We start from the raw sequence: 20,835 nt of genomic DNA, 5'->3' as shown, positions 1-20,835 counted from the left end.
CGGCTCGATGAGCCGCCGGACCATGCTCAGGGGGCGGTGGCGGCCCTGCCAGAGCCCCCGCGATCCTGGGGGTGACAGGACCAGGCAGGCTCCCGACGTGGGGCGTTACGGTGGATTCATGACTGAGGAGCCGAACCGCCTGGGCGACTACCTGCGGGCGCGACGCCAGCTCGTCACCCCGGAGCAGGCGGGGCTCCCGGTGCTGGGGATCCGGCGGGTGGCCGGGCTGCGCCGGGAGGAGGTCGCGATGCTGGCCGGCATCAGCGCCGACTACTACCTGCGCCTGGAGCAGGGCCGCGACCGCAACCCCTCCGTGCAGGTCCTGGAGTCGCTGGCCCGCGTGTTGCGGCTGGACGACGACGCGGCGGCCTACCTGCTCGGCCTCGGCTCCCCCAAGCCACGCCGCCCGCGGCGCAGGCCACGCAAGGAGACCGTCCCGCCCGGCATCGCCAAGCTCGTGGCGACGCTGCCGCTGCCCGCGTTCGTGGAGGGCCGCTACTTCGACGTGCTCGCCGCCAATCCGCTGGCCACCGCGTTGTCGCCGCGCCTCGTGCCGGGAGGTAACCGGCTGCGGGACGTGTTCCTCGACCCTGCCGAGCAGAGCCTCTACCCGGACTGGGAGCTCGTCACCGCCGGCCTGGTGGCCGGCTTCCGCCAGTCCGTCGGCACCGACACCGACGATCCCCGCTTCATCGAGCTCGTCGGCGAGCTCTCCCTGGCCAGCCCCCGTTTCCGCCGGTTGTGGGCCCGGCACGACGTCCGGGCCAGGAACGGCGTGCCCGCGCCCGTGCACCTCGACCATCCGCAGCTGGGCGAGCTGTGGCTGAACCGCGAGAAGCTCAGCGTCAGCGGCACGGCCGGCCAGGTGCTCGCCATCTACCACCCCGACTCCGGCACCGGGGACGCCGACAAGCTGGCGCTCCTCGCCTCCGCCGTGCTGCCGCCGGCCGAGCGTACGACGGGTGACGGCCGCCGCCTACTCCCGGAGCCGTAGACGCGGGGGAACCTACGGTCACGGGCGTAGCGCGTACTGTCTCCGGCCGTACGACGACGGCGGCGGCCTCCCGCGGCGAGGATCAAGGCTCCACATCGCACAACCGTCGAGGGGCCACGAACCATGCAGTCACTGGTACGCCACATCACACCCGTCTCCCCGGACCGCGCGACCGGCGTCGTGGCGGAGGTCTACGCGCAGGTCAACGCCGAGTACAGCAACATCGGCCCGGCGGTGATGATGATGTCCCCGTCACCTGAGCTGCTGGCGGCCGGCTGGTCGCTCATGCGCGAGGCCCAGCTGGCCGGCGAGGTTCCGGCGCTGGAGAAGGCCGTGGTGACGCTGGGCGTGGCGCAGGTCAACGAGATGGACTTCGAGATCCAGGCGTTCCTGGGAGTGCTGCGGCTGCTCGGTCAGAAGGAGCTCGCCGACACCGTCGAGGGCGGCGGCCGGCCCGCCGATCCCGCGCTGGCGGCCCTGCTGCGATGGGCGGTCGCCACCGGAGGCGACCCGGTGGCGGCGCCGTTCGGCGGCGACGCGGTGGCCGAATATGTCGGTACGACGCTGTTCAGGCACTTCATCGACAGGATGGCGGCCGTCATGCTGCCTGCCGGGCTCACCCCGGGCAGCATGGTGGCCGGCGACGAGCCGCCGTTCGAGGGCGCCCCGGTCCTGCGCGACCTCGACCAGGACCTGCGGCCGGGCGTCACCCTGCCGCTGCTGGACGGGCTGCCCGCCGGCGAGGAGCCGGGGTGGGCGGCCGGTCGGCCGATCGGCACGGCGTACGCCGCGCTCGTCGCCACCGCCGCGCAGGGCGCCGGCCTCCTGTCGCCCGCCGCGGCGCAGGTGGCGGCCGGGACGATCGCGGAGCACCGTGGCCGCCGCAGGCCCGCCGGCGACTGGCTGGAGGAGTCGCTGTCTCCGCTGGCGGAGCACGAGCGAGCGGGGGCGAAGGTGGCGATCCTGGCGGGGCTGGCGCCCGAGGAGGCGACCGGCGAACTGGTCGCCGCCTGGCGGGCCACCGACCGCCGCTTCAGCGACCACTGCACGGTGTACCTGCTGGCCTACGGCGCCATGGCCGCGGTCACCCACATCGAGGCCGGCCTCACCGCCACCCTCCCCCGGTAGCCGGTCACCAGGTCACTTCGGCGCAGCAGGCGTTGAGGCCGGACCCCGCGCCCATCAGCAGGACCCGGTCGCCGCGGCGGAGTTTGCCCGCCTGCGCGGCGAGGGTGAACGGGATGGTCGCCGGACCCATGTTGCCGTAGGCCGGGAAGGTCAGCGGAACCCGCTCGGGATCGATCCCGACCGCCCCGCACAGCGCCCGGCTGTGAGCGGTGGAGACCTGGTGGGTGATGTACCAGTCCATGTCCGACCAGTCGAACTCCGCCGCCGCGGCCGCCCAGGTGGCCGTGGCGATGTCGGCGCCCGCGACGAGCAGCCCCTTGGCGTCGGTGTGCATGCCGTCGAGATCGCCGACGCAGAGCCGGTGGTGCTCGGTGTGGGCGCGGGTGGTCGTGGCCGTCAAGGGGTGCCCCTCGGGGTGCTGGTCACGCCGCCCGAGCACCATCGCGGCGGCGCCCGAGCCGAGGGTGAGGGTGGCGAACTGCGCGAACACCTCTTCCCGCGTGGCGTCCTGACGCGCCAGGCGCTCCAGGGTGCGGGTCTGCGTGAGGCGCGCGCATTCGCCGTCCACGATCAGGGCGTGCTCGACGCGACCGGCGTCGATCATGGTGGCGGCGAGCTGGACGGCGTTGAGGAAGCCGAGGCAGGCGTTGCCCAGGTCGAAGTTGAGGCACGAGGTCGGCAGGCCGAGGGCATGGTGCACGGCGACGGCCGACGACGGCTCCAGGTGGGCCCGGCTGACCGACGTGTCGATCAGCAGCCCGACCGAGTCGGCGCCGATCCCGGCCTCGGTGAGCGCGCGTGCCCCGGCCAGGGCCGCGACCTCGGTGAAGGTGACGTCGGCCGGCCACCACCGCCGCTCCCGCACCCCCGCCACATCCTCCAGCATCCCGGCGCGCAGCCGCAGCCGGGCGTACGTGGCGGCCAGCCGCTCGTCGAACTCGGCGGAGGTGACCACATGCGGGGCTTCGAGCCCGCACACCGCCAGCACGGCGGCGTTGCCGAAGTGCTGGGTGTCGTTGCCGGTGGCAGAGCCGCCGGCGCGGCGCGTGCCGGATCCTGTCGTCAGCGTCGTGAGCATGTCGTTCTCCTCCGGGAAGATGTGAAGCGCGGCTTGTCCAGGTGGAGACAGGACACACCCCGCCGTTACGGCATACTCAAGTCGCAGATCGGGTGATCTACCTCACTTGTGACGCTTTGTCGGGCGAAATCATGACGCAGTGTCACTAGTGGCAGAACGGAACCGGCAGGAAACTGGCGGCATACCCGCTGTCAGACCCCGGAGCCGCACCATGGACACCAGAACCCCGCGCATACTGCTGATGGCCAACACGGCCGTCTTCCTGCTGGTCTGCGCGGCGTTCTCCCTGCACAACCTCGGCCTGGCCCCCTTCTCCGAAGACGTGCGGTCGTGGCTGGATGACAACCAGTGGCTGATGTGGACGGCCATGGCCATCGCCGTGGCGAGCGCCCTGGCGCTCCCGCTGCTCAGCCCGAGACTCCGGCAGCCGGGTGACGACCGGTGAGCCCGTCCCATGGAGAATCACGCATGACGCGCAAACCCGGAACGATGACGCGGCGACGGCTGCACCAGATCAACGTCTGGGCTCAGCTCGCGGTCCTCGCCCCGATGGGTGCGCTGCTGGTGGTGATCGAGTCCGGGACGTGGTGGGAGGCCGTGGTCCTGAGCGCGGGGGTGCTGGCGGGGCTGGTGGCGATCGCGCGGTGGCCGGCCAGCGGCCTCTCCCGCGTCGCGATCCCCTGCCTGATCGTCAGCGCGGCGGTGTGGTTGTACGGCGTGCTGGTGTCGGGCGACATGACGGCCTTCTGCGGCATCGCCATCGTGGGCTCGATCACCATCCCCCACCTGCCGCGTCACCGGGGCATCGCCGCCGTGGGCCTGACCGTCTTCGTCGCCGCCGCGGGCGCCACGAGACTGATGGTGCCGCAGGACGATCTCGCCCGCGTTCTGACCAGTTACGTCCTCGTCCCCGCCGGGGTCGTGGTGCTGTCCACCGGCTTCATGTTCATCAACAAGCTCTTCTACGACCTCATCGCGGAGCTGCAGGAGTCACGCGACCGCGAGGCGGAGCTGGCCGTCACCCGGGAGCGCATGCGCTTCGCCAGCGATCTGCACGACATCCAGGGTCACACGCTGCACGTGGTGAAGCTGAAGAGCGCGCTGGCCGAGAAGCTGGTGCGTACCGACGCCGCCCGGGCGCAGGAGGAGCTGCGCGAGATCAACGCCCTGGTCGGCGACACCATCGCCCAGACCAAGGCGCTCGCCTACGCGCAGCGGCGGCTCAACCTGTCCGCCGAGCTGGAGAACGCGAAGAACCTCTTCGAGGCCGCGGGCATCCGGGTGCACGTCGAGCGTGAGGCCGAGGTCGACGCGCACGCGGGCGAGCTGCTCGGCCAGGTCCTGCGGGAGACGACGACCAACATCCTGCGGCACGCCCAGGCCGGGCAGGTGCGGATCACCCTGTCGAAGGCGGGTATCACCATTGTCAACGACGGCGTTCATGAGGCTGCGCCGCACAGGCTCAGCGGGCTCGCTACCCTCAGGGACCGGATGGCGACCAACGGGGGCGAGCTGACGGTGCAGCAGAAGGACGGGCGTTTCCTGACGGCGGCGGCATTCCCGCACGGCCGTTCGGCCGCGGCCCTCTGACGTGTGGAAGGACGACCGATCTTGACCGTGGAAGGACTGCCGATGACCACCGTGGTGCTCGCCGATGACGAGGCTCTCCTCCGCAAGGCGCTGGCGTCGCTGCTCCCTCTCGAGGGCGAGATCACCGTGCTCGCCGAAGCCGAGGACGGTGGGGCGGCCGTGCAGGCGACGCTGCGGCACGAGCCCGACGTGCTCGTCATCGACCTGGAGATGCCCAGCGTGGACGGGCTCGACGCCGTCGCGGAGATCCGCAGGGTACGCCCGCACCAGGTGATCCTCATGCTGACCCGCCACGCCAGGCCCGGCGTGCTCCGCAAGGCGCTCAAGCTCGGCGTGCAGGGCTTCGTCAGCAAGTCCGCTGAGCCGGCGCACATCGTCTCGGTGATCAAGACGCTGCACGCCGGCAAGCGGTGGGTGGACCCGGACGTCTCCGCGCTCGCCGTCGTCGACGACTGCCCGCTCACCGACCGCGAGATCGATGTGCTGCGGACGACCGGCGAGGGCTACTCGGTCGCCGACATCGCCACCCGGCTCCACCTGGCGGAGGGCACGGTGCGCAACTACCTCTCCAACGCCATGCAGAAGACCCAGACCAGAACCCGCCACGAGGCGGCCCGGTACGCGCGCGAGCACGACTGGTTGTGAGCCGGTTGCGTACGCGGTACCCAGTAACCTAGTCTGACCTCCTAACCGCGTACGTTGTACCCAATGGAGGGGCCGTGGCAGAACCGATCGTCAGCGAGGACGACCGCGACACGGCCGTGCGGCGCCTGCGGGACGCCTACGCCGATGGGCACCTCTCGCACGAGGACCTGGACGAGGCCCTCCACCACGCGCTCACCGCCAGGACGCGAAGCGAGCTCAGCTCGGCTCTGGCCGCCCTCCCGCAGCCGGACGCGGGCGCCACGGCCACGATCGCCGCCGCCGGCGGGCGCATCCGGCGGAGCGGCGCATGGCGGGTGCCCCGGACGCTCAAGGTGGAGTCCGCGCTGGGACGGGTGCACCTGGACCTGTCCCGGGCGGTCATCGAGCATCCGGTGGTCGACATCGAGCTGCGGCTCGGCACCGGCAGGGCCGTGATCACCGTGCCGCGCGACGCGATCGTCGACGTCGAGAGCCTGTTCACCGGGTGGAAGAGCCCGCTGCACAAGACCCCACGGGGAGCCCGCCCCGGCGGTCCGACGATCCGGATCTCGGGAGCCATGGGCCTGGGGCAGCTGAAGATCTGCCACGCGAGGCATTGAGCCCCCGGGCCGGGCGGCGCTATCGAGCCACGCGGAGCTTGAGACGGCCACGGACGCCGAACGCGAGCGCGCTCAGCAGGCAGGACACGACCGAGGCCAGGAGGATGGCGCCTTTGGCGTCGGTCAGGTGGGACGGGCTGGAGTAGGAGAGCTCGGCCATGAGCAGGGAGACGGTGAAACCGATCCCGCCGAGCAGGCCGACGCCCGCGATGTCGAGCCAGGACAGTTGCGGGTTGAGGTGCGCGCGGGTGAAGCGGGCGGTGAACCAGGAGGAGCCGAGGATGCCCACCAGCTTGCCGCCGACCAGCCGGGCCAGCACGCCCCAGGTGACGGTGCTGGACCAGAAGCCGCCCACCCCGGACAGGGTGATTCACGCCGACATCAGCGCGAAGAGGGGCAGCGCGACACCTCCTCCCCCGCCGCCCCCGCGTTGATCGCCAGGAACACCGCGGCGGGCACGATCACCCCGCCGAGCGCGGCGACGACGGGCAGCAGCGCGCGGCGGGGATCGCGCAGTTGGCCCAGATCAGCGCCACCAGGGCGGCGCCGATGAGCAGCAGGCCGCTGACCGTGTCCGAACGCAGCGCGGCGATGATCCGCGTGAGAGCAGGCATGAAGAAAACGTCTCCGAGACGGTACGAAGGATGGCTGCCGGCCTCTGGGGCCGGCCCCCGGGCCGTATGCGCTTCAGGCGACCTTCGTCGGCGGGCGAATGCCCATGATCACGCCCACGTGCTGACGTAGCCGTTCGTGCCGGTCGGACGGAACTCCAGCGGCCGAAGCGGCCGGACCCGGGCGCAGGGGCGGACATCGTACATCGCCGCCTCCCTCACCACCCGTTCCACCTGCCAGATCTCACCTTACCCGGATCAGTGCACCGCACCGAGTTCGATGACCAGCACACCACCGGCGATCAGGCCGATGCCCAGCCCCATCACCTTGGTGAAGGTCTCCTTGAACAACACCCGCGAGGCGAGCGCGGTCAGCGCGACGCCGGAGGCGACCCAGATGCCGTAGGCGACCCCGAGCGCCATGCCCTCACGCAGGGCGACGGTCATGAGGGCGAACGCCGCCAGGTAACCCCCGACCACGATCACGAACCACCCCTTGCGCGCGTCCGGCCGGGACGCCATGCGCAGCGCGAGGGTGGCCGCCACCTCGACGAGGATGGCCGCGATGAGCATGAACCACATCATGAGGGGCTTCCTTCCCGTACGCGGTGCGCGTTCTGACCGAGCTCCACGCACAGGACGCCCGCGATGACCAGGGCGATGCCCGCGCCCATCACGAGGGTGAGCGCGTCACCGAAGAACACCCTGGCCAGGAGGGCGGTCAGGGCGACGCCGGCCGCGCCCCAGATACCGTAGGCGACGCCGAGCGCCATGCCCTCGCGCAGGACCAGGCCGAGCGCCGTGAACGCGCCGAGGTAGCCGGCGACCATCAGCACGTACCAGGCGGGGTGGTCCAGGGCGGCGCGCATCGACAGCGTGGCGGTCACTTCGAGCAGGATCGCCGACACCAGCAACGACCATTTCCTCATCGCTACGCCTCCTCCCTCATGAGTTCGTCAACGACCCCGGACAACCGCGCGTGGTCGGCGGCGGGGACGGGGAAGACGCCGGTGGCCGCGGCCGTCCAGTAGCCGTCGGCCAGCAGCCGCGCGGCGGTCAGCCGTGCCCGGTCCCGTTCCGGCAGGTCGTCGGGCAGCGACAACCATGGCTCGAAGCGCCGCACCCAGCCGGCGGTGAAGGCCTCCCGGTAGACCGCGTCGAAGAAGACCGCGAAGTCCGCGCGGTCGAACTGCCCGGTCATGGCGACCTCGACGTAAACGCGGATCCGCTGGTGCGGCGTGGCCGTCTCCAGGGGCCGGCCCAGGCGGGCCAGCATCAGGTTCTCCCACCGCTCCGCGACGTACTCGACCACGCCGAGCACCAGCGCTTCTTTGGTGGCGAAGTGGTACATCAGGCCCGGTTTGGTCAGCCCGGCCTGCCGTGCGGCCGCGTCCAGGGTGAGCGTGCCGCCGCCGTCGGCGCGCAGCAGTTCCAGCGCGCCGTCCAAGATCTGTTCCCGTTTACTTGATCCCATGCACGTTACTTTACCATCCGGAAGGTAAAGCTACCTTCCGGATGGTAAAGCAAGGCCGGCTCAGGACTTCGTGCGGAAGGCCGCCAGTTCCTTGGCCGCCTCCCGCAGGTCCTTGGCCGTGTCGATGGCCCGCCAGTACACCCCCTGCGGCAACTCGTAACCCGCCAGAAGGCGCTGGCGGGCGAGGTGCGGGAACGTGCTGCGCTCGTGGTCGCCGCGGTCCGGCAACATCGAGGTGAACGAGGCGGAGAAGACGTAGACGCCGGCGTTGACGGGGTAGGGCGACGGCGGAGCCTCGACGAAGTCCAGCACGTTGCCGAACCGGTCGATGTCCACGGTTCCCCACGGGAGGCGGGGACGGGCCAGGGCGAGGGTGGCGTGGGCCTCGCGCTCGTGGTGGAAGTCGGCCATGGCGCGCAGGCTGAAGCGGGTCCAGATGTCGCCGTTGGTGGCGTACCAGGGCTCGTCCGGCCGGGGCAGTGAGGCGGCGGCGAACTTCAGCCCGCCGCCGCGCCCGAGCGCCTCGGCCTCGACGACCGGGGTCACGTTGAGCGGCAGCTTGGCCTCGTTCACCCAGTCGAGCACCACCTCGGCGAGGTAGCCGCAGGAGATGACGGCGTCGGTCACCCCCTCCGCGGCCAGCCATTCGAGCTGGTGGCCGATGATGGGAAGGCCGGTGCCCGGGATCTCGACCATCGGCTTGGGCCGCGTGTCGGTGTAGGGGCGCAGCCGCGAACCCTGACCGCCGGCGAGGATCACGGCCTGGGTCACCGGCCGCGACACGAGCGGGGACTCACCGGCGGAAGGGATGAGATCGTCGAAAGTCATGCCCCGCAATCTAGACGTCCTGCGGGGTCCGGGCACCCTGTCCGGCATCGCCAGGTGGTGCGGCGCACGCCGAAGGCGCCGAGCGAGCGGATGCGCACGAGTGCGGCCGCCGCGAAGCCGATGAGGCCGGCGATGCCCGACCAGGCCGCTGTGATCAGCCCGAACACCGATCCCATCGGTTGCCGTGCCCGCCCGGCAGTACGAAGGCGTCATGATCGCACCGTGACGTACTGTCATATGGGGTCATGACGCAGTGTCACTGATAGTGAAGGAGAGTGCCGTGCCGGTTGATCGTGAGCGCAGTGTGGTGTTCGGCGAGGCGGTCGAGTTGTACGAGTCGGCCAGGCCCGGCTATCCGGAACAGCTCGTCACCGAGGCGCTGGCGTACGCGCCGGCCGGCCCGGTGCTGGAGGTGGGGGCGGGGACGGGCAAGGCCACGACCGTTTTCGCCACCCGCGGGGTAGATCTGACGTGCATCGAGCCGGATGCCAGGATGGCGGCGGCGCTGGCGGCCAAGTGCCCCGGCGTACGGGTGGAGAGCGGGATTTTTGAGGATTACGTCCCCGACCGGCGGTTCGCCCTGGTGTATTCGGCGCAGGCCTGGCACTGGGTGGACCCGGACCGGCGCTGGGACCTGGCCCACGCGGCGCTGGCCCCCTCGGGAGCGCTGGCGTTGTTCTGGAACCACTATCTCGTCACCGACCCCGGCCTGCGGGCCGCTCTCGCCGAGGTGGCCCATCGCCGCGGCGTGACGAGCTACAGCCTGCACCAGGACGAGGTGAACCTCCGCGAGCGGCCCCCGCATCCGCTGGCCGGCGACCCGCGCTTCACCGACCTGGACGAGCGCTTCTACACCCGGACCGAGTGGTACGGCACCGACCGCTACCTCGACCTGGGCCGTACCATCTCCGCCTACCGGATCCTCGACCCCGGCGTCCGCGAGGAGGTGCTGCGCGAGCAGGCTGACCTGCTGGGCGACGGCGTGGACATGACCTTCACCACCGACCTCACCCTCGCCCGCCGAGCCGGCTGAAAAATCTTCCGAGATCCCTGTCGATCTCGGCCCGTGCCGTTCGACGCGTTGCCGGAAGCACCCGCAACGAGAGAAGGAACGGGCGATGAGGAAGATCATTGAGCAGGCCGTGGTGACGCTGGACGGGCAGATCAGCACCCCGCAGAACTGGCTCGGCGAGCTCTGGGCAGGGGAGTTCCAACAGCGCTCGCACGACCTGCTGTTCTCGGTGGACGCCCTGCTGTACGGGCGGGTCAGCTACGAGCAGCACGCGGCGGTCTGGCCGCACCTGGAGGAGCAGTTCGGCGACTACGCGGTCAGGATGAACACCATCCCGAAGCACGTCGCCTCGACCACGCTGAAGGAGACCTCCTGGAACGCCGCCCTCATCGAGGGTGACGTCGCCGAGCGGGTCGCCGAGTTGAAGAAGGGCCCGGGAGGCGACATCCTGAAGGTCGGCAGCGGCGGCCCGCTCAGCCGCACGCTGCTGGAGCACCAGCTGGTGGATGAGTACCTGTTCTGGCTGGTCCCCGTGATCGCGGGCAGCGGCGGGCGCCTGTACGAGGGCATCGACAACACGTTCCTGCGCCTGGTGGACGTCGTGCGGCTGGAGAACGGCATCCTCGGGCTCACCTATGCCGTGAAGTGACCAGGTGCGGCGCGAGCCGTTCGAGTTCGTCCACGGCCGAGGGCAGGTCGGCGGCCAGGGGGTGCAGCAGGACGTGGTCGGCCCCGGCGTCCAGGTGGGCGCGCAGGCGGCGGACGACCGCGGCCTCGTCCCCCCAGGCCAGGATGGCGTCCACGAGCCGGTCGCTGCGGTCGTCCGCCAGGTCGTCGTCGCCGTAGCCGAGCCTGCGGTAGTTGGCCGAGTAGGCGTTCTCGACGTTGCGCTGCCCGGCCCGGAACAGGGCGCGCAGCCGTTCCCTGGCCGTGTCCGGGTCGGGGTCGGCGGCCAGGATCTGGTGCGGGATGACCAGCGGGTCCGGCCCGAGTGACTCGCGGGCGATCCCGGTGTGCTCGACCGGCTGCAGGAAGGGGTGCACGCCGGCGGCCCGGGCGGCGGCCAGCCGGTGCGCCCTGGGGCCGAGGGCGGCCAGCACGCGGGGGTAGCCGATGCCGGGCAGGAGGCGGGTGGCGGCCTCGTCCATGGCGTCGAGGTAGTCGCGCAGGCCGCTGACGGGCCGCTCGCCGGGGTGGCCGCCGAGCCCGAGCACGAGCCGGCCCGGATATGCCTCCGCGAGCGTGGCGGCCGCCGTGTGCATGGCCGTCGGCTCGCGTACGCCGACGTTGGCGATGCCCGCGCCGGCGATCAGCCGCTCGGTCGCGGCCAGGACGACCGCGAGTTGCGTGAAGATCTCGCGCCCACCGGCCGGCGAGGCGGCGGGCGGCTCCCCGGTCCACAACGACCGGTAGCCCAGCCGTTCCATGCGGGCGAACTGTTCCCGTTGCACGGGTATCGGCGTGCCGAGCAGCGTCATGGGCGCGATCCACACGCCGTACGCGCCGAGCCTGTCCCTGGTCTCCCCGAGGTCCATCGCCGTCACACTCCTCATCCGGAACCATGCGGAGGCTGCCTCCGCTTCCTCTGCGGGATACGATACGGAGGCAGGCTCCGGTTGGCAACGGCGAAGGGGACGAGCATGGGCGGCGAGACGACCGCGCGACCGCTGCGGGCCGACGCCCGGCGCAACCGCGACCGGCTGGTGGCCGAGGCGCGGGCCGCCTTTGAACAGGACGGCGTGACCGCCTCGCTGGAGGACGTCGCCGCCCGCGCCGGGGTCGGCATCGGCACGCTCTACCGGCACTTCCCCACCCGAGAGGCCCTGCTGGAGGCGGTGCTGCGCGAGCGGTTCGACGCGCTCGGCGCCGAGGCCCGTACGCTGCTCGGACATGCCCGCCCCCGCGAAGCGCTCATCACGTGGGCACACGGCTTCGCCGCCGCCGGCACGACCTTCCGCGGTCTGACGGCCGCCCTGTCCGCGACCCTCCGGGACGAGTCCTCCGCCCTGCACGCCTCGTGCGTGTCCATGCGCGCGGCGGGCGAGGCCCTGCTGGCCCGTGCCCAGCACAGCGGGGAGATCCGCGCCGACCTGACCGTGATCGATCTGTCCACGCTGGTGTTCGGCGTGGCCTGGGCCTACGAGCAGAACTCCGGCTGGGGTCCCGGCGACCTCGACCGCCTGTTCCGCCTGCTGTTCGACGGCCTGACCGCGCGCTAGGACGGTTCAGAAACAGAACGGTTGGTTTGCCGCGTACACTGACAGACAGAACAGTCTGTTTAAGGAGTTGCGCTGTGCGAACAACCGTTGGTCTGCGGGCGGACGGATCGGCCCTGCGGCGAACCCCGCTGCGACGTCGCGACCTGCGCCCCGACGACCTCGCGGTCCGGGTCGACCACTGCGGCGTCTGCCACACCGACCTGCACGCGGTGAGCGGCCACGACGGCGCGGCGGGTGATCTCCTGGTGCCGGGCCACGAGTTCACGGGGGTGGTGACCGAGACCGGGCCCGCCGTCACCCGCTTCTCCCCCGGCGACCCCGTCGCGGTCGGCAACATCGTCGATTCGTGCGGCGAGTGCCCCATGTGCCGGGCCGGTCAGGAGAACTTCTGCCACGAGTTCCCCACCCTGACCTACGGCGGCACCGACCGGCACGACGGATCGCCCACCCTGGGCGCTTTCTCCCGCGAGTACGTCGTCCGCGACCGCTTCGCCCACCCCCTTCCTCCCGGTCTGGACCCGGCCGCCGCCGCTCCCCTGCTCTGCGCCGGGATCACCGTCTGGGAGCCCCTGCGAGCCCTGGGAGTGGGTCCGGGCACCCGCGTCGCCGTGGCGGGGCTGGGCGGCCTCGGGCATCTGGCGGTCAAGATGGCCGTGGCCCTGGGCGCCGGCACCTCGGTCATCAGCCGCACTCCGGGCAAGGCAGAGGACGCGCGCCGCCTCGGTGCCGACGAGCTCGTCGTGTCCACGGATCCGGCGCAAATGGCCGAGGCCAGAGACCGGTTCGACATCGTCATCGACACCATCTCCGCGCCGCACGACCTCGGCCCGTACCTGCGGCTCGTCGCCATGGACGGCACCCTCAGCCACCTCGGGCACCTGGGACCGGTCACCGTGGAGACCATGGACCTGCTCGTGGGGCGCAAGAGGCTCAGCTCCGCGGGCAGCGGCGGCGTGCCCGCGACCGCGGCCATGCTGGCCTTCTGCGCGGACAAGGGCATCGCCGCCGACATCGAGGTGCTGCCCTCTGCCCGCGCGAACGAGGTGCTCGACCGCCTCAGGGGCAACGATGTGCGCTACCGCTTCGTGCTCGACCTGTCCGACCTGGACTGACGGCCGGCCCGGCTCAGCCGTTCGGTGGATTCCCGGTTCAGCCTGCGTCCCATGAGATCGGCTGATGTGCGCCCGGTGGCGGCATTGGGAGGGTGAGGACGCCCGGTCGTCAGGGAACCGGGGGCCGGAAAGGGATCGGGATGAGTCGCCTCACAGGACGTAATCAGGTAAGCCGCCGCCTGCTGCTCGCGGGGGCGGGCGCCGTGGCGGGCGGCGCCTTGGGGGCCGGCGTGGCGGGGCACGCGGTGGCGGCGGCCGAGCCGGTGAAATTCGAGCCGGTACGGATCCGGCCGGGTGACGCGCGCTACGAGGGCCTGCGGCGGGGCAACAACTTCCGCTTCGCGGGGCGGCCGGAGGAGATCCGCGTGGTCGGCTCGACCGAGCAGGTGGTGCGCGCGGTGAACGAGGCGGTACGCGCCGGGCGGCGGGTCGCCGTGCGCAGCGGCGGCCACTGCTTCGAGAACTTCACCGCCGACCCGGCAGTGAAGACGCTGCTCGACCTCTCGCCGATGGACGAGGTCGGCTACGACGCCGACATGCGGGCCTTCTCGGTGCAGCCGGGAGCCACGCTCGGGCACGTGTACCGGACGTTGTTCAAGGGCTGGGGCGTGACGATCCCCGGAGGCAGTTGCCCGGCGGTGGGCGCCGGCGGGCACTTCTCCGGCGGCGGGTACGGGGTGTTGTCCCGCCGGTACGGCTCGGTGGTGGACCACCTGTACGGCGTGGAGGTCGTGGTGGCCGACCGCGACGGAAGCGCCCGAGCGGTGGTCGCCACCCGCGAGCGTGACGACCCCAACCGCGACCTGTGGTGGGCGCACACCGGCGGTGGCGGCGGCAATTTCGGCATCGTCACCCGGTACTGGCTGCGCTCGCCCGGCGCCAAGGGCGACCCGTCGCAACTGTTGCCCGCGTCGCCGAGCGAGATGCTCGAAGCCGTGATCGCCTGGCCCTGGCAGGGCATGACCGAGCGGACGTTCACCCGGCTGGTGCGCAACTTCGGCGTCTGGCACGAGCGCAACAGCGCGCCCGGCGCACCGGGAACGGGCCTGTACCCGATCTTCATGCTCTCGCACCGCAGCGCCGAGTACTTCCCGCTGGCCGTGCAGGCCGACGCGGGCCTGCCCGGCGTGGACCGGCTCGTGAACGAGTTCATGTCCGCGATGACCGCCGGCACGGACGTCGAACCGATCGTCAACTCCCGGCAGACGATGCCGTGGCTGCACAAGATGACCTGGCCCGGCACGGGAGAGTCCGGCGACGCGACCACCCGCCGGTACAAGAACAAGGCCGCCTACCTGCGCCGTTCACTCACCGGCGGGCAGATCGCCGCCGTGCACCGCCACCTGACCAACGCCACCGGCGACCCGGGCTCCGGCATGCTGCTCATCGGCTACGGCGGCCAGGTGGGCGCGGTGGCGCCCACGGCCACCGCGGTCGCCCAGCGCGACGTGGTCATGAAGGCGGTTTACCACACGGCCTGGGGCGCCGAGGCGGACGACGCGGCCCGCCTGTCGTGGGTCCGGAACTTCTACCGCGACGTGTACGCCGGCACCGGCGGCGTCCCGGTGCCCGGCCCGGTCAACGACGGCTCCTACATCAACTACCCGGACGTCGACCTGGCCGACCCGGAGTGGAACACCTCCGGCGTGCCGTGGCAGACCCTCTACTACAAGGGCAACTACCGCCGCCTCCAGCAGGTCAAGGCCCGCTGGGACCCGCGTGGCGTCTTCCGGCACGCCCTGTCCGTCGAACCGCCCGCCTGACCTGCTTGGTCCCGGCCTCGGATCAGACCTTGGATTCGACGCGGCCGATCGCGCCCGTGCCGGTCGTCAGCGCGTCGCGCGCCTCCTGCCAGGCGGGATCGCCGGGGTGGAGCTCGCTGCGCAGGTAGGCCCAGGTGAGCCGCTGGACCGCGGCCACCCGCTCGGGGTTCTCGTCCGTGGTCTCGGCGACGTCGTATCCGGAGATGCCGCCGAACCCGTGCTCCGCGCCGTACAGGGTGAGCAGGGACTTGGGGCCGGGGGCGAGGACGTACGGGTCGGCGTGCCATCGCGCGCCCACGACCGTCAGATGGGCCGAGTCGTCCTTGTCACCGGCGACCACGAGCGCGGGGGTCGTCATCGCGGAGAAGTCCATGCTCAGGAAGAAGGGCCAGTTCCTGGCCACGGTCTCGGTGAGGGCGTCGCCGCCCCTGCCGGGCGCGCCAAGCAGGACACCCGCCTTGATCCGCGGCTCGGCCAGGTCCGTCTCCTTCCCGTCGTACGGATCGGTGAGGCGGGCGCCCAGCAGCAGGCTCGCGGTGTGCCCGCCCATCGAGTGGCCCGCCACGGCGACCTTGTCCGGGTTCAGGCGTCCGCGCAGGTACGGGACGGCGGCCTCGATCGCGTCGAGCCGGTCGAGGATGCGCGTCATGTCCTCGGCCCGCGATCGCCAGTACATGGGCTCCCGCGGGTTGGCGAGGTCCAGCTTGAGCGTCGCGGAGCTCAGGTGGGTGGGCTGGATGACGGCGAAGCCGCGTGCCGCCCAGTGGTTGACGAGGGGGGCGTAGCCGTTCAGCGAGGACAGGTGGTTGGAGTGGCCCTGCCCGTGCGAGAGCAGGATGATCGGCAACTCGTCCCCTGTCACGGGTGCGGAGACCCGGACCGCCAGATCGACGGCCCGGCCGGGAGCCGGGAGCACCACAGGGCTGACTGACAGAACTGGCTTGTTCATTGCGGGTGGTTCCTTTTCGGAGAAAACGGATCACTGTTCCGATTAATATACGGATCACCGTTCCGTTTTGTCAATCGGCCGTCGCAGCCCTGTCAGCCGACACCGAGCAGTGCGTGCGCCCGTGCTCGGTCGGCGCGGAACTCGGGTGTCGGGCCGCGGTGCACGATCCGCCCCTTCCGCATGACCGTCACCTCGTCGGCCAGGCGGAAGGCCAGATGCAGGTCCTGCTCCACCAGCAGGATCGCCAGGCCCTCGCCGCGCAGCCCTTCGAGCAGGCCGGCCACCTGGTCCACGACGGCGGGCGCCAGGCCGTCCGACGGCTCGTCCAGCAGGAGCAGGCGGGGGGCGCGTACCAGGGCGCGGCCGATCGCGAGCATCTGCTGCTCGCCGCCGGACAACTCGTCGCCGCGGTGGTCGCGGCGCTCGGCCAGCGCGGGCATCAGCTCGTACATCCGCTCCACCGAGCCACCGCGACCGGCCGCGAGCCGCAGGGTCTCCGCGACCGTGAGCGGGGCGAACACGCGGCGGCCCTGCGGGACGATGGCGACGCCGGCCCGGGCGACGGTGTGCGCGGGAGCGCCGGCCAGGTCGCGCCCGCCGATCGTGACGCTGCCCGAGTAGGGCTTGAGCAGGCCCATGACGGCGTGCACGAGCGTGGACTTGCCGGCGCCGTTGCGGCCGAGCAGCGCCACGACCGCGCCCTCGGGCACGCTGAGGTCCACTCCGTCGAGCACGGTGGTGCCCGCGTAGCCGGCGCGCAGCCCGCGCACGGTGAGCACGTCCGTCATCAGGCCCTCCGGAAAAGGTCGTCGGTCCTGGTGGTGCCCAGGTAGGCGGCCCGTACCGCGGCGTCGGCCCTGATCCGCGCGGGCGGCCCGGAGGCCAGAACCCGCCCCAGGTGCAGTACGGTGACCCGGCCGGCCAGCCGGAACACCACGTCCAGGTCGTGTTCGACGATGAGCAGGGTCAGGCTGTCCGGCAGCCGTTCGACGAGTTCGGCGAAGCGTTCGGTCTCGGCGGCGGACATGCCCGCCGTCGGCTCGTCGAACATCACCAGCGTCGGCCGCGCGGCCAGCACCATCGCCACCTCCAGTTGCCTGCGCTCGCCGTGCGAGAGCGCGGCGGCGTGGTCGGCCGCCCGCCCGGCCAGCCCGACCGCCTCCAGGTGCTCGCGGGCCCTGGCCTCGGTACGGCCGAAGCGCCGCGCGGACCGGTCGAACCTGTGCGCCACGCGGTCCACGCGCTGGACGGCGAGCGCGACGTTGTCCAGCACCGAGCAGTTCAGGAACAGGCTGGCCTGCTGGTAGGTGCGCAGCAGGCCCCGCCTGGCCCGTTCTGATTCCGGCAGGGCGGTGACGTCCTGCCCGGCGAACAGCACGTTCCCGGCGGTGGCGGGCAGTGTCCCGGCCACGGTGGCGAACAGCGTCGACTTTCCCGCGCCGTTCGGGCCGATGAGGGCGTGCCGCTCGCCCGGCAACACCGCCAGATCCACTTCATCGACCGCCCGCAACGAACCGTAGACGTGCGTAAGGCCACGCAGCTCCAGCAGGGGCGCCACCGGAGCTCCTCCTCCTTGCGACTTGGAGAGAGCCTCTCCTTCCTCCGGCTTCAAGCGAGCCTCGCCGTCCTGCGGCTTCAAGCGACCCTCTCCTTTCTGCGGCGGATCCCGGCTGCTCGCAGGCCGGCGATGCCGCGCGGGAGCAGGAAGACGACGGCCACGAAGACCAGGCCCAGGAGCAGCGGGCCGTGGCCGCCGATGGAGGCCGACAGGTTGTCGCGGACGAGCAGCACGAGCGCCGCGCCCAGGCAGGGCCCCCACAACGTGCCGGCGCCGCCGATGACCACGCTGAGCAGGGCGAGCGCGGCGACCTCGAAGCCCAGGTCGCCGGGTGAGACGAAGCGGGCGTGCGCCGCCCACAGCGCCCCGCCGGCGCCCGCCACCGCTCCCGCCATGCAGAACACGCCGTACCTGGCCAGTGCCGGGCGGTAGCCCAGGGCCCGCAGCCGGGGCTCGTTGTCGCGTACGCCACGCAGCGTCCTGCCGTACGGGGAGCGCACGACCAGCGCGACCGCCGCGAACACGGTGATCGCGACCGCGAGCACCCACCAGTAGACGAACCCGGCGGCGATCAGCGGCGGCCCGCCGAACAGGCTGATCGGCGGCATCCCCGCCAGGCCGTTGCTCGCGCCGACGACCGTCCAAGTGTCCGCGATCTGGTGGATCGTCTCGCCGATGGCGAGCGTCAGCATGAGGAAGACGATCCCCCGGGCCCGCACCGCCACCCAGCCGGTGAGCGCGGCGGTGACCAGTCCCGCGGCCAGGCCCGCGACCGTCTGTGCGAGCGCGTCGGTGGTGAGGTGGATGCCGGTCAGCGCCGCGGTGTAGGCGCCTGCGCCGAAGTAGGCCGCCTGGCCCAGCGTGGGCAGCCCCGCGACACCGGTCAGCAGGTCGACGCTGAGCACCAGCACCGCGAAGGCGAGCACGCGCGTCATGGTCGAGACCGGGTACGCGCCCAGCACCAGCGGCACGGCCATGAGCACCACGACCACCGGCACGGCGACGAGCGCCTTCCGCGAACCCGGCCGAGCCCGCGCGCCATCAGCGCCGGCAGCCGCCGCCTCGGCCCGGTGTGCGGCCTTCACGCCTGCACCCCCGTCTTGGTCCGGTGCCTTCACACCCGCACCGCCGTCCTGATCCGGTGCCTTCACGCCCGCACCGCCGTCCTGATCCTGTGCGCGGCCCTCACGCCTGCACCGCCGCCGCCCGAGCCGGAAGGAGGCCCGCCGGGCGCAGCAGGAGCACCAGGCCCATCGCCGCGAAGATCAGGAAGGACGCGTACTCCGGCAGCAGCGCCGTACCCAGCGCCTGGACCTGCCCGATCAGCACGGCCCCGAGCAGCGCGCCCCGGACCGAGCCGAGCCCGCCGATCACCACCACGACCAGCGCCAGCAGCAGCACCTTCTCATCCAGACCCGGCTGCGCGCCCAGGATGGGACCGGCCAGCACCCCGGCGACCGCCGCGAGCCCGGCCCCCGCGGCGAAGACGCCGGCCAGCACCCTGCCGGTGTTGACGCCCAGCGCGGAGACCATCCCGCGGTCGGCGACCGTGGCCCGGATCAGCGCGCCGAGCCGGCTCCGTTCGACCAGCACGTACACCCCGGCGGCCAGCACCAGCCCGAAGCCGATCACCAGCAGCCGGTAGACAGGATAGGTCTCGCCGAACACGGTGACGCCGCCCGGCGCGGGCGCGGCGATGGAGTGCACGTCGTCGCCGAAGACCGCCGACAGCGTCTCGGCGACGACCAGCGAGACCCCGAGGGTGAGCAGCGCCTGGTCGAGGTGGTGCGGGGTGGCCCTGGCCAGGCCCGCGAGCAGGCCGCCGAGCACGGCTCCCGCGCCCGCGGCCAGCAGCACCGCCAGCACGAAGGCCGTCACACTCGCGCCGTCGCCGGCGAAGGCCACCGCGAGGTACGCGCCGACCAGGTAGATCGCGCCGTGGGCGAGGTTGAGCACGTCCATCATGCCGAACACCAGCGACAGTCCCAGCGCGATGGCGAACAACAACGAGCCCATGGCCAGTCCGTTGAGCACGCTCACCAGGTAGGCGGCCATCAGCTCAGCTCGCTGACGACGGCGTTGACGACCGCGCCGCCGCTGGAGCGGACCTCGCGCAGGTAGTACTTCTGCAGGGCGTCCCGGTCGGCGTCGAAGCTCCACTGACCGCGGGGGCTGTCCACGGTCCCGACCCCGCCCAGCGCCTTGACCAGCTCCGCGCCGCCCCCGCCCGGCGCGGCGGCGAGCGCCTTGTCCAGCACGGACGCGGAGTCGTACGCCTGCACCGCGTACACCGTCGGAGCCTCGTCGTACGCCTTGCGGTAGGCGGCCACGAACTCCTTGTTGCGCGGGTTGTCCAGCTCGGTGGAGTAGTGCAGCGAGGTCTTCACCCCCACCGCGGCCTCCCCTTGCGCGTCCAGCACGCCGCCCTCGGTGAGGAACCCGGTGCCGTACAGCGGTGTGCCGCCGGCCAGCCCGAACTGCTGGTACTGCTTGACGAAGCTGACGGCCTCGGCCCCGGCGTAGAAGCTGTAAACGGCCTCGGCTCCGGAGCCGCGGATCGCCGACAGGAAGGGCTGGAAGTCCTGGGTCTTGCCGAACGGGGTGTACTTCTCCCCCGCGACCTTGCCGCCCGCTGCCTCGAACGTCCTGCGGAACCCCGCCACCATCTCCCGGCCGGCGGCGTAGTCGGCGGCGATGAGGTAGACGCCGCCCTTGACCTCCTTGGCCACGGCGGGCCCGAGCGCCGCCGAGACCTTGCCGTTGGCGAAGCTGGTGCGCCACACGTACTCGGACTTGCGGGCGCCGGTGATGTCATCGGCCCCCGCGTTGGCCACCAGCAGCGGCTTGCGCGACTCGTGGAAGAAGTCCCGCAGGCCCAGCGCGGTCGCGGAGTTGACGACGCCGACCACCGCGGTCGCCTGGTCCTGGGTGACGAGCTTCTGCGCGGCCGGCACGCCGGTCTGCGGGCCCTCGCCCTCGTCGGCCCTGACCACTTCCGCCGTGCGCCCGCCGAGCTTGCCACCGTGCTGGTCGAGGTAGAGGGTGAAGCCGTTGCTCATGTCCTCGCCGAGCGGGGCGTAGACGCCTGACAGCGGCACCAGCAGGCCGATCTTCACCGGGCCGGCGCTCTGGGCGCCGCCGGACTGGTCGAGACTCGAACCCGCGCACCCCGGGAGCACGAGAACCGCCACCATGAGGGCGAGGGCGGTCGTGCGTGAGGCGCGCGGGAGGGCGGGGAGAACGATCATGGCTACTCCAGGGGAGATGAGCATCGG

26 protein-coding genes are annotated in these 20,835 nt (G+C 71.9%); 11 read left to right on the top strand and 15 right to left on the bottom strand.

What is annotated here, in order from left to right; translation table 11 throughout:
* Positions 1–118: 118 nt before the first annotated feature.
* Together AB0I81_RS24810 and AB0I81_RS24805 are read left to right on the top strand one after the other, a co-directional pair.
* Positions 119–994 carry a helix-turn-helix transcriptional regulator gene (locus AB0I81_RS24810; RefSeq protein WP_360660551.1) on the top strand — a complete coding sequence of 292 codons (876 nt, stop codon included), beginning with the start codon at positions 119–121 and terminating at the stop codon, positions 992–994.
* A 123-nt stretch (positions 995–1,117) separates the two neighbouring features.
* The gene (locus tag AB0I81_RS24805) at positions 1,118–2,122 is read left to right on the top strand and encodes a hypothetical protein (protein ID WP_360660548.1); all 1,005 of its coding nucleotides are present in this window, start codon (positions 1,118–1,120) and stop codon (positions 2,120–2,122) included.
* A 4-nt stretch (positions 2,123–2,126) separates the two neighbouring features.
* Here the strand turns inward: AB0I81_RS24805 and AB0I81_RS24800 are convergent, their stop codons facing one another.
* Positions 2,127–3,200, bottom strand: coding sequence for a 3-oxoacyl-ACP synthase III (locus tag AB0I81_RS24800; RefSeq protein WP_360660546.1), 1,074 nt, complete (start codon positions 3,198–3,200; stop codon positions 2,127–2,129).
* A 211-nt stretch (positions 3,201–3,411) separates the two neighbouring features.
* On the opposite strand from AB0I81_RS24800, the gene AB0I81_RS24795 reads away from it, so the two are divergent.
* From AB0I81_RS24795 to AB0I81_RS24780, 4 genes are all read left to right on the top strand, one after another.
* A complete protein-coding gene (locus tag AB0I81_RS24795; RefSeq protein WP_360660543.1) occupies positions 3,412–3,645 on the top strand; it encodes a hypothetical protein in 234 nt (77 codons plus the stop codon).
* 23 nt (positions 3,646–3,668) lie between these two features.
* Positions 3,669–4,790, top strand: a complete 1,122-nt coding sequence (locus AB0I81_RS24790; protein ID WP_360660541.1) for a histidine kinase — start codon at positions 3,669–3,671, stop codon at positions 4,788–4,790.
* 42 nt (positions 4,791–4,832) lie between these two features.
* The gene (locus tag AB0I81_RS24785) at positions 4,833–5,435 is read left to right on the top strand and encodes a response regulator transcription factor (RefSeq protein WP_360660725.1); all 603 of its coding nucleotides are present in this window, start codon (positions 4,833–4,835) and stop codon (positions 5,433–5,435) included.
* Between the two features lie 74 nt (positions 5,436–5,509).
* Positions 5,510–6,034: a DUF1707 domain-containing protein gene (locus AB0I81_RS24780; protein WP_360660538.1), complete on the top strand. Its 525-nt coding sequence runs from the start codon at positions 5,510–5,512 to the stop codon at positions 6,032–6,034.
* A gap of 19 nt (positions 6,035–6,053) precedes the next feature.
* Here AB0I81_RS24780 and AB0I81_RS24775 read toward each other — a convergent pair whose 3' ends face one another.
* From AB0I81_RS24775 to AB0I81_RS24745, 7 genes are all read right to left on the bottom strand, one after another.
* Positions 6,054–6,389: a Na+/H+ antiporter NhaA gene (locus tag AB0I81_RS24775; RefSeq protein ID WP_360660535.1), complete on the bottom strand. Its 336-nt coding sequence runs from the start codon at positions 6,387–6,389 to the stop codon at positions 6,054–6,056.
* 26 nt (positions 6,390–6,415) lie between these two features.
* Positions 6,416–6,526 (bottom strand): Na+/H+ antiporter NhaA, encoded by a 111-nt coding sequence (locus AB0I81_RS24770; RefSeq protein ID WP_360660723.1) that lies wholly within the window; start codon positions 6,524–6,526, stop codon positions 6,416–6,418.
* Positions 6,496–6,648, bottom strand: a complete 153-nt coding sequence (locus AB0I81_RS24765; RefSeq protein WP_360660532.1) for a hypothetical protein — start codon at positions 6,646–6,648, stop codon at positions 6,496–6,498. The genes AB0I81_RS24770 and AB0I81_RS24765 overlap by 31 nt, the downstream gene beginning before the upstream one ends.
* A 255-nt stretch (positions 6,649–6,903) precedes the next feature.
* On the bottom strand, positions 6,904–7,230 hold the full coding sequence (locus AB0I81_RS24760) for an SMR family transporter (protein WP_360660529.1): 327 nt from the start codon (positions 7,228–7,230) through the stop codon (positions 6,904–6,906).
* Complete coding sequence (locus tag AB0I81_RS24755) at positions 7,227–7,574, bottom strand: SMR family transporter (protein WP_360660526.1); 348 nt, start codon at positions 7,572–7,574, stop codon at positions 7,227–7,229. Before AB0I81_RS24755 ends, AB0I81_RS24760 begins: the two co-directional genes overlap by 4 nt.
* A 2-nt stretch (positions 7,575–7,576) precedes the next feature.
* Complete coding sequence (locus tag AB0I81_RS24750) at positions 7,577–8,119, bottom strand: TetR family transcriptional regulator (RefSeq protein WP_360660523.1); 543 nt, start codon at positions 8,117–8,119, stop codon at positions 7,577–7,579.
* Between the two features lie 60 nt (positions 8,120–8,179).
* On the bottom strand, positions 8,180–8,947 hold the full coding sequence (locus AB0I81_RS24745) for a nucleotidyltransferase family protein (RefSeq protein ID WP_360660521.1): 768 nt from the start codon (positions 8,945–8,947) through the stop codon (positions 8,180–8,182).
* Positions 8,948–9,227: 280 nt separating this feature from the next.
* Here AB0I81_RS24745 and AB0I81_RS24740 point away from each other — a divergent pair, with 280 nt between their 5' ends.
* Positions 9,228–9,980 (top strand): methyltransferase domain-containing protein, encoded by a 753-nt coding sequence (locus AB0I81_RS24740; RefSeq protein WP_360660519.1) that lies wholly within the window; start codon positions 9,228–9,230, stop codon positions 9,978–9,980.
* Between the two features lie 85 nt (positions 9,981–10,065).
* Entirely contained in the window at positions 10,066–10,608 is a 543-nt protein-coding gene (locus AB0I81_RS24735; protein WP_360660516.1) for a dihydrofolate reductase family protein, read from the top strand.
* On the opposite strand, the gene AB0I81_RS24730 is transcribed toward AB0I81_RS24735, so the two are convergent.
* Positions 10,589–11,494 (bottom strand): TIGR03620 family F420-dependent LLM class oxidoreductase, encoded by a 906-nt coding sequence (locus tag AB0I81_RS24730; protein WP_360660513.1) that lies wholly within the window; start codon positions 11,492–11,494, stop codon positions 10,589–10,591. The two genes, AB0I81_RS24735 and AB0I81_RS24730, sit on opposite strands and share 20 nt — an antisense overlap.
* A gap of 105 nt (positions 11,495–11,599) precedes the next feature.
* On the opposite strand from AB0I81_RS24730, the gene AB0I81_RS24725 reads away from it, so the two are divergent.
* The 3 genes from AB0I81_RS24725 to AB0I81_RS24715 all read left to right on the top strand — a co-directional run bounded on the left by AB0I81_RS24725 (position 11,600) and on the right by AB0I81_RS24715 (position 15,053).
* Positions 11,600–12,178: a helix-turn-helix domain-containing protein gene (locus AB0I81_RS24725; RefSeq protein WP_360660510.1), complete on the top strand. Its 579-nt coding sequence runs from the start codon at positions 11,600–11,602 to the stop codon at positions 12,176–12,178.
* Positions 12,179–12,252: 74 nt separating this feature from the next.
* Positions 12,253–13,290 (top strand): NAD(P)-dependent alcohol dehydrogenase, encoded by a 1,038-nt coding sequence (locus AB0I81_RS24720; protein ID WP_360660507.1) that lies wholly within the window; start codon positions 12,253–12,255, stop codon positions 13,288–13,290.
* Positions 13,291–13,430: 140 nt separating this feature from the next.
* Positions 13,431–15,053: an FAD-binding protein gene (locus AB0I81_RS24715; protein ID WP_360660505.1), complete on the top strand. Its 1,623-nt coding sequence runs from the start codon at positions 13,431–13,433 to the stop codon at positions 15,051–15,053.
* A gap of 22 nt (positions 15,054–15,075) precedes the next feature.
* Here the strand turns inward: AB0I81_RS24715 and AB0I81_RS24710 are convergent, their stop codons facing one another.
* The 6 genes from AB0I81_RS24710 to AB0I81_RS24685 all read right to left on the bottom strand — a co-directional run bounded on the left by AB0I81_RS24710 (position 15,076) and on the right by AB0I81_RS24685 (position 20,808).
* A complete protein-coding gene (locus AB0I81_RS24710; protein WP_360660502.1) occupies positions 15,076–16,002 on the bottom strand; it encodes a chlorophyllase in 927 nt (308 codons plus the stop codon).
* 92 nt (positions 16,003–16,094) lie between these two features.
* Complete coding sequence (locus tag AB0I81_RS24705; RefSeq protein WP_360660500.1) at positions 16,095–16,790, bottom strand: ABC transporter ATP-binding protein; 696 nt, start codon at positions 16,788–16,790, stop codon at positions 16,095–16,097.
* Positions 16,790–17,560: an ABC transporter ATP-binding protein gene (locus AB0I81_RS24700; RefSeq protein ID WP_360660497.1), complete on the bottom strand. Its 771-nt coding sequence runs from the start codon at positions 17,558–17,560 to the stop codon at positions 16,790–16,792. Before AB0I81_RS24700 ends, AB0I81_RS24705 begins: the two co-directional genes overlap by 1 nt.
* 77 nt (positions 17,561–17,637) lie before the next feature.
* Entirely contained in the window at positions 17,638–18,645 is a 1,008-nt protein-coding gene (locus tag AB0I81_RS24695; RefSeq protein ID WP_360660494.1) for a branched-chain amino acid ABC transporter permease, read from the bottom strand.
* A gap of 100 nt (positions 18,646–18,745) precedes the next feature.
* Positions 18,746–19,615: a branched-chain amino acid ABC transporter permease gene (locus AB0I81_RS24690; RefSeq protein WP_360660491.1), complete on the bottom strand. Its 870-nt coding sequence runs from the start codon at positions 19,613–19,615 to the stop codon at positions 18,746–18,748.
* Positions 19,615–20,808 (bottom strand): ABC transporter substrate-binding protein, encoded by a 1,194-nt coding sequence (locus tag AB0I81_RS24685; protein WP_360660488.1) that lies wholly within the window; start codon positions 20,806–20,808, stop codon positions 19,615–19,617. The genes AB0I81_RS24690 and AB0I81_RS24685 overlap by 1 nt, the downstream gene beginning before the upstream one ends.
* Positions 20,809–20,835 lie beyond the last annotated feature (27 nt).

Source organism: Nonomuraea sp. NPDC050404 (assembly GCF_040655495.1).
In the GTDB taxonomy this organism is placed as follows: Bacteria; Actinomycetota; Actinomycetes; order Streptosporangiales; family Streptosporangiaceae; genus Nonomuraea.
Note: the sequence above shows the minus strand (reverse complement) of the source record. Positions and strands in the feature narration are given on the sequence as shown.